The organism is Stenotrophomonas acidaminiphila (genome assembly GCF_001431595.1).
GTDB classification, from domain to species: Bacteria; Pseudomonadota; Gammaproteobacteria; order Xanthomonadales; family Xanthomonadaceae; genus Stenotrophomonas; species Stenotrophomonas acidaminiphila.
The window spans coordinates 72305-81749 of the sequence record NZ_LDJO01000033.1 but is presented as its reverse complement, the minus strand read 5'-3'; the positions used below and the strand labels follow the sequence as shown (position 1 = coordinate 81749).

The window sequence follows — 9445 nt, the reverse complement described above, 5'->3', positions numbered from 1 at the left end:
CTCATCGCCGACGACCACCCGCTGTTCCGCGAAGCGCTGCGCGGGGCGGTGCAGCGGGTGATTCCCGGGGTGCAGCTGCTGGAGGCCGACAGCGTCGAGGCGCTGTATGCGCTGGCCGAGCAGCACCCCGACGCGGACCTGGTGCTGATGGACCTGAACATGCCCGGTGCCCAGGGCTTCAACGCGCTGGTGCACCTGCGCTCGCTGCATCCGCAGCTGCCGATCGTGGTGGTGTCCGCGCGCGAGGAGCCGACGGTGATGCGGCGTGCGCTGGACCATGGCGCGTTCGGCTTCATTCCCAAATCGGCCGATTCGGACACCATCGGCCATGCCCTGGGCACCATCCTCGATGGCGAGCGCTGGGCGCCGGCGGAGGCGCACAACGTGCCGCCCACCGACCACGAGGAGCGCGAGGTGGGCCAGCGCCTGCGCGAGCTGACCCCGCAGCAGTTCCGGGTGCTGCAGATGCTCGGCGCCGGCCGCCTCAACAAGCAGATCGCCTACGACCTGAACGTGTCCGAGGCCACCATCAAGGCGCATGTCACCGCGATCCTGCGCAAGCTTGGCGTCACCAACCGCACCCAGGCGGTGCTGATGGCCGGCAAGCTGGCCATCGACGACGACAGCATCGTGCTGCCGCCGGAAGAGGACTGAGCCGGCACCTGCGTGCCGTCGGTGGCGCGGGCTGCCGCCACCCCGCCACCGCACCCGGCATCAGGCCACGCGTGCCGGCCGCGGCGCGTCGTGGCCGCCCAGCACGAATGTTTCCGCCGCCGCCGCCAGGTCCTGCGCCTGCTCGCGCATGGCCAAAGCCGCCTGCGAGGAGGCCCGGGCGACATTGTCGCTCTGGCGCGTGCCCTCGCCGATACGCCGCAGCAGCCGTTCGACGTCGTCCACCGCGCTGACCTGGCGCGCCGACGCCGCGTCGATGCGCGCCATCGCCGCCACCACCTGCTGCACGCGGCCGCCGATGTCCTGCATCGCCTCGCCGCTGCTGTCGACCAGGTGGGCGCCGGCTTCGACCTGCTGCAGCGAGGCATCCACCAGCGTGCGGATCTGCTGCGAGGCCTCGGCCGAGCGCTGCGCCAGCTGCCGCACTTCGCCGGCGACCACCGCGAAGCCGCGGCCGTGGCTGCCGGCGCGCGCCGCTTCCACCGCCGCATTGAGCGCCAGCAGGTTGGTCTGGAACGACAGGCTGTCCACCGTGGCGACGATCTCGCGGATGTGGCGCGAAGACGCGCGCAGCCGCTCCATGCCCGACACCGCGGCGGTGGTGGCTTCACGCCCGCGCTCGGCGGCGATGCTGGCGGCCTCGGAGATCTCGGCGCTGTGGCGCGCGCTGTCGGCGTTCTCGCGCGCCTCCCCGGCCACCGAGCGCACGCGCTGCAGCGCGTCATGCACGTCGTCGACCTGCTGCTGGACCTGCGCGGACAGTTCGCGGGTGCCGCCGGCCATGTCGGCCACCGCCGCCTGTACGCTGCCGGCCGACTGCTGGATGCTGGAGACGATGGCGCCGACCTGGCGCATCGCCACTTCCAGCCCCTGCCGCAGCCGCGCGTAGATGCCGCCGCCATCCGTGCGCATGCGCGCGCTCAGGTCGCCGCGGGCGAAGTGGCCGATCACGCGCGTGGCGTCGCCGACCTGCGACTGCACGCTGTCCAGCAACGCGTTGATGCGCCCGCCCAGCTCCAGCACGAACCCCTGCTTGTCGGCCAGTTCGATGCGGCCTTCCAGGTCGCCGCCGGCGGCAGCGGCGACCACCGCCGCGACCTCGTTGGCGATCACCCGCTCCAGGCGCCGGTCCTGCCATTCCATCACCAGCCCCAGAACCTGCCCCTGCTCGAGTACCGGGCTGGCGCGCAGCCAGAACCCGGTGTTGCCCAGCTCCACCTCGGCGTCGATGGTGCCGCCGCCGTCGCGCACCCGCGCCAGCACCGCGGCCACGTCGGGGCCGAGCGCGGCCACCGCCGCGCCGGTTGCGGCCGGCATCTCGACGCCGGCCCGTGCGAAGGTCTGCCGCAGGGCATCGTTGGCGTAGACCACGCAGCCCTCGCCATCGGTCACCAGCACCGCGGCGCGCGCCACGTCCAGCGCCTGGCGCACGCGCTGGTTGGCGAGCGCGGCGATGCGCTCGCTGGCGATGCGTTCGCGCAGGCGCGCCTGCATCTGCATCAGCGCGGTGGCGAGCTGGCCGATCTCGTCATGCCGGTTGCGCACCACCAGGGTGCCATCCAGGTGGTCGTCGGCGATGGCCCCGGCGAAGGCAGCGGCGGCGGCCAGCGGGCGGTCGATGGCGCGCAGCAGCAGCACCAGCAGCGTCACCAGCAGCACGCCCACGATCAGCACGGTGGCGGCGAAGGCGGCGTTCATCCAGCTGCGCGCGGCGGCCTGCCCGGCCTGTTGCCGCTGCAGCGCACTGCGCTGGTCGCGCTGCAGGCGCAGGATCACCGGATCCACCTGCGCGGCATACTCGTCCAGCGCCTGGGTCTCGCTGTCGACACCGAAGCGCGCCGCCGCATAGGACAGGAACGCGCCCTGGTAGCGCTGCATCGCCTCGCGCACCTGCGCGCGCACCGGCTCCGGCATGCGTGCGCGCTGCAGCAGCAGTTCGAACGGCATCGCCTCGGCCCCCAGTTCGTCGGCGTACTTCTGTTCGCGGCGCGCGATGAAGTCCTTTTCGTAGCGGCGCATGCTCAGCATCGATACCTGCAGCTCCGGCTCGCGGTAATCACCGATCAGGTTCTCCACGGTATGCACCGCCGCGCGCAGCTCGCCCTGCATGCCGCTGTCGGCATCGTGGCCGAGCTCGTCGATGCGCTCGTCCAGCAGGCGCGCCGATTCCAGGTAGGCGTGCAGCGCGGCAGCCAGCGCGGGCGGCCACGGTTCGGCGCCGGGCACCAGCGCCAATGCCTGGCCCAGCTGCACCCGCGCCTTGCCGAAAGCCTGCCCGGCGGTGGTCGAGAACGACATGGCATACTCGGCCTGCGCGCGCCGGGTCTCGGCGAAGGCGCGGGCCAGGCGCTCCAGCCGCGCCGCGTCCTGCTGGTAGCGTTGCAGCCGCTGGTCGGCGGCGCGGGTGCCGGCACTGAGCCAGGCATAGGCCGAGCCGATGACGGCCAGGCCGACCACCAGCGCCAGCAGGCTCAACCGCAGCTTCTGGGCGATTCCAAGCGGGAACTTCATTGCACGACTCCGGGCGTGGGGACGCCTCTGGATCGGCCGCCGGCGCGCAACCTTTAGGACGTCTCGCAAGCGGGGGGACTTCCGGTCGCCGCGCGCGGCGCAATGAAGCCAGCGGGTGATGACGGCAGCATGTCAGCCCCGCTCTCGCCCGCCGTCGCCTGCACGGCGACGGCCGCGGCGGCGTGCTAGAATCCGCGCTCCCTTGGGGAGTAGCCTGCTTCCAGCGTCTGGAAGCGCACGCGTCAACACACTCGACCATTGCGTCGTGGCGCGTGCGACCGGTTCCACGGTTGGCGAGACCAACGGCATGCGAGCGCAACGTCAGGTCGGGCGCGCCGCGTGCCGTCCGTGTCCGCCTGGCCAGGAAAACCCGATGTCCCCTCTGTCCATCCTTCTCATCGGCTTCGCCATGTCCACCGACGCCTTCGCCGCCGCGATCGGCAAGGGTGCGGCGATGCGCCGGCCGCGCCTGCCCGACGCGCTGCGCGCCGGCCTGATCTTCGGCGTGATCGAAGCCATCACCCCGCTGCTCGGCTGGCTGCTGGGCCGCGCCACGTCGCAGTACGTCGAAGCGTTCGACCACTGGATCGCGTTCGTGCTGCTCGGCGCGCTGGGCGTGCACATGATCGTCGCCGGGCTGCGACCGGATGCGGAGGAGGACACCCAGGAACCCGGCGACAACCGCCACAACCGCTTCTGGACGCTGGCCGCCACCGGCCTGGCCACCAGCATCGACGCGGCGGCGATCGGCGTGAGCCTGGCCTTCCTGGACGTGCACATCGGCGTGGTGGCGCTGGTCATCGGCCTGTGCACGCTGGTCATGGTGACCCTGGGCATCATGCTCGGCCGCGTGCTCGGTGCGCTGGTCGGAAAGCGCGCGGAGATCGTCGGCGGCGTGATCCTGATCGTCATCGGCGCCAGCATCCTGTACGAGCACCTGCACGGCGCGGCCTGAGCGCAGGGCCGCGGCGGCGGCCGGGCACACCGCGTCCCGGCCGCTGCAACGCACCCGCCTGGCGGCCTGCGGCACGCCGGCGGCATCGCGCCGCCGGCAGGTCCGCCAGCGCGATGGCCTCAGCGCAGGGCGGTCAGGAAGGCACGCAGCGAGGCCGGCTTCACCGGCTTGGTCAACACCCGGTAGCCGCGCTCGCGCGCCAGCCGTTTCAGCTCGTCGCGGCCATCGGCGGTGAGCAGCGCGCCGGGCAGCGGGCGGCCGGCGGCCGCGCGCAGCGCGACCAGCGCGTCGAGCCCGTCCATGCGGTCGTGCAGGTGGTAGTCCACCAGCATCACGTCGGGCCGCTCGGCGATCTTCTCCAGCGCCATGTCCACGGTGCTGGCCGCGATCACCTGCACCTTCCAGCGGCCGAGCAGCGCGCGCATGCCGTCGAGGATCTCCTGGTCGTTGTCCACGCACAGCACGCGCAGGCCGGCCAGCGCCTCGTCGCCGCCGAACGCCGGCATGGCGCGCGGCGGCGGCGCCACCGCCGGCGTCGGCACGCGCGGCAGGGTGATGGAGAACATGCTGCCGCGGCCGGGTTGGCTGCGTGCATCCAGGCCATGGCCGAGCAGCCGCGAGATGCGCTGGCAGATCGACAGGCCCAGGCCCAGGCCCTGCTCGCCCCAGTCGAACGGCTGCTGGTAGCGATGGAACTCGTTGAAGATCTGCTGCATGTGGTGCTCGGGGATACCGGGACCGGTATCCCACACCTGCAGCTCGACCTGGCCACCACGCACCCGCAGCGCCAGCACGATGCGCCCGCTGCGGGTGTAGCGCAGCGCGTTGGCCATGAAGTTCTGCAGCACCCGCCGCAGCAGGCGGCGGTCGCTGCGCACCCACGCCTGGCGCGCGAATACGTGCAGGCGCAGCCCGCGCCCGGCCGCCACCGGGGTGTACTGCGCGGCCAGTTCGCGCACCAGCACCGAGGCATCGAAATCGGTGACGGTCGGACGCAGCCCGCCGGCATCCAGCCGCGACACGTCGAGCAGGCCGTCGAGCAGCTCTTCGGCCGCACGCAGCGAGGCGTCCACGCGCTCGGCCAGGTGGCGCTGCTCGTCGCCCTCCTGCAGGCCGTCGCGCAGCGCCGAGGCGAACAGGCGCGCGGCGTTGAGCGGCTGCAGCACGTCGTGGCTGATGGCGGCCAGGAAGCGGGTCTTGGACTGCTGCGCCGCCTCGGCCGCCTGCGAGCGCTCGGCCACGCGCTGCTCCAGGGTCTCGTTGGCCTCCAGCAGCGCCTGCTCGGCGCGCTTGAAGTCGCTGATGTCGTTGTAGCTGGTGACGTAACCGCCGCCGGGCAGGGCCTGGCCGCGCAGCTCGATCACCTTGCCGTCGGCGCCGGTACGCTCGAACACGTGCGGCGTGCCGGCGCGCATGTGGCCGATGCGCCGGTTGATCTGCATCTCGATGTCGCCTTCGCCCAGCTCGCCGCGCTCGGCGTTGTAGCGGATCAGGTCGGCGACCGGGCGGCCGACGTAGAGCATGCCGTCGGGATAGCCGAACATCTGCTGGTAGCGGCGGTTCCATGCGGTCAGGCGCATGTCCGGATCGACCACGCTGACCCCGGCGCTGATGTTCTCCAGCGTGGTGGACAGGATCTCGCGGTTGAAACGCAGCTCCTGCCCGGCCTCGTCCAGCACCGCCACCACTTCGCCCAGGTCCATGCCCGAACCGCGCAGCAGGCTGGTCAGCAGCAGGCGCGCCGAGGCGGCGCCGATGGACGCGGCCAGCAGGCGTTCGGTGAACTGCACCCAGGCGCGGTCGGCGGCGGCGGCCGGCTGGAACTCGCGCTGCAGCGCCTGCGCCTGTTCGACGAAGGCGCGCCGCGCGCGCGCGTCGCCGACCACGCGCGTGGCCAGCGCCAGCAGGTCGCGCACCTTGACGTGCGCCGGCCAGTCGCCGGCCACCGCCGGGCGCCGCGCGTATGGCTCAAGGAACGGCGCCACGCGCAGCCGTTCGGCCACCCCCGGGCGCCAGCGCATCGACACCAGCAGCATGGTCGCGGAGTTGAGCAGCAGCGACCAGAACGTGCCATGGGTCAGCGGGTCCCAGCCAGTCAGGCCGAACAGCTGTTCGGGCCGCAGCCAGCCGATGCCGAACGGGCCGCGCTCGACCAGCCCCACGTCCAGCCAGCCGCCATGGCTGAGCGCCGGCAGCAGCAGCGTGTAGATCCACAGCGCGAAACCCACCGCCATGCCGGTGCCGACGCCGCGGCGGCTGGCGCCGCGCCAGTACAGGCCGCCGATCAGGCCGGGGGCGAACTGCGCCACCGCAGCGAACGCCATCAGCCCGTAGGTCGCGAGCATGGTGTCGTTGTTGCTGCCGCGGTAGTAGCCGTAGGCCACCAGCGCCAGCAGCAGGATCGCCAGGCGGCGGATCCACAACACGCGCGAGGCGACGTCGGCGGCCTCGCGGTGGTCGCCGCTGCGGCGCAGCAGCAGCGGCATCACCAGATCGTTGCTGATCATGGTCGCCAGCGCGATCGAGGACACGATCACCATGCCGGTCGCCGCGGAGAAGCCACCGACGTAGGCGACCAGCGCCAGCGCGGTGTTGCCGCTGCTCATCGGCAGCGCCAGCACCAGCGCGTCGTCGACCACGCCGCCCCCGCCGAGCAGGGCGTTGCCGGCCACCGCGATCGGCACGATCATCAGCGAGATCAGGACCAGGTAGCCGCCGAACAGCCAGCGCGCGCGGCGCACGTCGCCGACGTCGCCGCACTCCACCACCGCCACGTGGAACTGGCGCGGCAGGCAGATCAGCGCCAGGAAGCTGAGCAGGGTCTGCGAAACGAAGCCCACCGGCGGCGTGCCCTCGAACAGGGTGCGCGCCGACGCCACCACCGCGGTGCCGCGGTCGGACAGCCAGACGTAGGCGAACACCCCGACCGCCACCATCGCCAGCAGCTTGATCATCGATTCCAGGGCGATGGCCAGCATCATGCCGTGGTGGTGCTCGGTGGCGTCCACCTGGCGGGTGCCGAACAACGTGGCGAACAGCGCCATCAGCAGCGCCACGTACAGCGCCGGATCGGTGAGCACGCCCCCACCGCCGCTGTCGCCGGTGAGTACCCGCAGGCTCATCGCAACCGCCTTGTACTGCAGCGCCAGGTACGGCACCACGCCGATCAGCGCGATCACCGCCACCAGCGCGGCCAGCCGCCGCGAACGGCCGTAGCGGGAGGAAATGAAATCGGCGATGGAGACCACGTTCTCGCTGCGCGCGATCAGCGCCAGCCGCTCGATGATGCGCCAGCCGAACAGCAGCAGCAGCAGCGGCCCCAGGTAGATCGGCAGGTAGCCGATGCCGTAGCGCACCGCGGTGCCGACCGCGCCGTAGAAGGTCCACGACGAGCAGTACACCGCCAGCGCAAGGCTGTAGATCACCGGCCGCAGCCACGGCCGGTCCGGATACATCGGCCGATGGTCGCCCCACCACGCCACGCCGAACAGCAGCGCGGCATAGCCGAGTGAGACCAGCAGCAGGATCCAGCTTGAGACCAAGGACGCGTTTCCGGACGGGCCGTGCCGCAGTGTAGCCGCTGCCAGGCCCGCGCCGTGGCGGCCGCCCGGCGCGGCTCAGCAGGGGATCGTTTCGCCGCCCCCGGCCGGCGGCGCCGGCTCGACGGACAATGCCCGCGCCGGCAGGTACAGATGGAACCGGGTGCCTTCGCCCGGCGCGCTGTCCACTTCGATGCGGCCGTCGGCCGCGGCAATCAGGTTGACCGCCACCGCCAGGCCCAGGCCGGTGCCCTGGCCGCTGGGCTTGGTGGTGAAGAACGGCTCCATGCAGCGCAGCCGTACCTCCTCGCTCATGCCATGGCCGCTGTCGCTCACTTCGATCCGCAGTTCGTTGCCCGGCTCCGGGCAGGACAACGCCAGCCGGAAGGTACCGCCGTCGGGCATGGCCTGCCGCGCATTGGCGGCCAGGCTCAACAGCACCAGCTCCAGCTGCGCCGGGTCGAAATGGATCTGGCACTGCACATGGCCGGTGTCCAGTTCGAACACCATGCGCGCGTCGAACAGCTGGCGCAGCATCGGCTCCATCGCGGCGATGGTCGGTGCCGCGTCCAGCAGCTGCGGCCGCGCCACGTCCTGGCGGCTGAAGTCCAGCAGCCGGCGGGTGACCGCGCCGGCGCGCCGTGCGGCCGACTCCACGCCCTGCAGAGCCGCCTTCAGCTCCGCCGGATCGTCGCTGCGGCGGCCCTTGCCGGCATATCCCATGATCAGCGCCAGCAGATGGTTGAAATCGTGCGCCACGCCGCTGGCCAGCCGGCCGACGTTCTCGATCTTCAGCGCGTGCACCAGCTGCTCGCGCGAGCGCTCCTTTTCCTGCATTTCCAGTTGCAGCGCATCGCGCTTGCGCGCCAGGTCGGCGCCGCGGCGGCGGGCGATGCGCAGGTTGTCGCGTAGCGCGGACAGCGACTGGTCCAGCACGAACGCCACCACCAGCGTGCCGAAGCCGGCCAGCACCAGGTCGCGCAACGCCAGCTCCACGCGCGCCGGCAGGTAGAAGGCGGCGGCCGCGTCCAACCATGCGCCCAGCGCCAGCAGCGCGGCCAGCCAGGTGGTCGCCAGCCACAGCGCACGGCGGCCCAGCAGCGCCCCGGCCAGCAGCACCGGCAGCAGCTGCAGCAACTGCCCGTGCATCTGCGCGCGCAGGCCCCAGTAGCCATACGCCACCGAGGTCAGCACCAGGTTGAGCACCACGAAGACCAGGACCGACAGGTGCAGGCGGCGGCGCCGCAGCAGCTCCAGCGAAACCACGCAGGTCAATATGCCGGCCACGCCCAGCCCCTGCGCCAGCCCCGCGGTGCCCGCTGCGCCCCACAGCAGGAGCAGCAGCTGGTAGCCGGCCACGGCCAGCAGCAGGCGCAACAGCATCGCCATGGCGCGCGCTTCGGTGGCATCGACCACCGCAGGCCGCCGTGGGCGGTCGGTGGCACGCGTGGCGCGTGGTGGCTCGGGCTGATCCCCGGGCCGGGTGGTTCCGGAAAGCATCGGGTGTAGTCCCCGGCACGGCGGATGGCCGCGCGATACATGGAAAGTTGCCGCTATATTACGGACGCCCGTCGTCCAGGCACCCACCCACGCCGGGCGGGCACGGCATGCAGCCGCGAAGGCGGCGCGATGTGGCGCCCGGCGCCCAGGCAGTGCGGCTATATTAGCCACGTCCGTTGCCGGACTTTCCCCGCCTGGAAACACCGGACGCCATGCTCCCACCGCTTCGTGTCATTCGATTCCGCTGCCTGTTGCCCTGGGCGGCACT

Annotated in this window: 5 protein-coding genes and 1 riboswitch; of the genes, 2 read left to right on the top strand and 3 right to left on the bottom strand. The window is 72.1% G+C overall.

The window, feature by feature from the left end; all coding sequences use genetic code 11:
• On the top strand, positions 1-654 hold a 654-nt coding region (locus ABB33_RS11790; protein ID WP_056932241.1), incomplete at its 5' end, for a response regulator transcription factor.
• 60 nt (positions 655-714) lie between these two features.
• Here ABB33_RS11790 and ABB33_RS11785 read toward each other — a convergent pair.
• Positions 715-3183: a methyl-accepting chemotaxis protein gene (locus tag ABB33_RS11785; protein WP_056932240.1), complete on the bottom strand. Its 2469-nt coding sequence runs from the start codon at positions 3181-3183 to the stop codon at positions 715-717.
• A gap of 202 nt (positions 3184-3385) precedes the next feature.
• Positions 3386-3548: riboswitch (yybP-ykoY riboswitch) on the top strand.
• 8 nt (positions 3549-3556) lie between these two features.
• Between ABB33_RS11785 and ABB33_RS11780 the strand changes: the two genes are divergently transcribed.
• Positions 3557-4138 carry a manganese efflux pump MntP gene (locus tag ABB33_RS11780; RefSeq protein ID WP_054668424.1) on the top strand — a complete coding sequence of 194 codons (582 nt, stop codon included), beginning with the start codon at positions 3557-3559 and terminating at the stop codon, positions 4136-4138.
• A 119-nt stretch (positions 4139-4257) separates the two neighbouring features.
• Here ABB33_RS11780 and ABB33_RS11775 read toward each other — a convergent pair whose 3' ends face one another.
• Positions 4258-7680 (bottom strand): hybrid sensor histidine kinase/response regulator, encoded by a 3423-nt coding sequence (locus tag ABB33_RS11775; RefSeq protein WP_056932239.1) that lies wholly within the window; start codon positions 7678-7680, stop codon positions 4258-4260.
• Between the two features lie 75 nt (positions 7681-7755).
• A complete protein-coding gene (locus ABB33_RS11770) occupies positions 7756-9066 on the bottom strand; it encodes a sensor histidine kinase (protein ID WP_152985060.1) in 1311 nt (436 codons plus the stop codon).
• Between the last annotated feature and the right edge of the window lie 379 nt (positions 9067-9445).